We start from the raw sequence: 453 nt of genomic DNA on the forward strand, positions 1-453 counted from the left end.
GATCTATGCGGCGCTGGTGCCGAACATCCGCGGCCTGGAGCGGGCGCTGGAGGCCGGCGTCGACGAGATGAACCTGGTCATGTCTTGCAGCGAGACGCATAAACGCGCCAACCTGCGCATGACCCGCCAGCAATCGTTCGACGAACTCAGCCAGGTGCTGGCCGCCGCCGCGCGCGCCGGCGCCGGATCGGCCAGCGCCTCCAGCAGCGGGCCGCCGAATGCGGCCAGCGTCTTGCCGCTGCCGGTGGGCGTATGCAGCAGGCCGGATTCGCCGGCCAGATAACGCCGCCAGGTTTCGCGCTGGAACGCGGCGGGCTTCCAGCCGCGCGCCGCGAACCACGCCAGCAAGGGGCCGTCCCGCCGCGCGGCGCTCATCGCGCCAGGGCCTTCAGGGTATCGAGCCGGTCGGCCTGGTCGGCGCGCTTGTCGTGACGCCAGCGCAGGATGCGCGGA

At 72.2% G+C, this 453-nt stretch carries 1 pseudogene; it reads right to left on the reverse strand.

Going from position 1 to position 453, the window contains the following annotated elements:
* Positions 1–189: 189 nt before the first annotated feature.
* Positions 190–375: pseudogene (locus tag RCF13_RS15905) on the reverse strand (hypothetical protein); the annotation flags it as partial.
* Between the last annotated feature and the right edge of the window lie 78 nt (positions 376–453).

Source organism: Stenotrophomonas maltophilia group sp. RNC7 (assembly GCF_030910085.1).
In the GTDB taxonomy this organism is placed as follows: Bacteria; Pseudomonadota; Gammaproteobacteria; order Xanthomonadales; family Xanthomonadaceae; genus Stenotrophomonas; species Stenotrophomonas sepilia.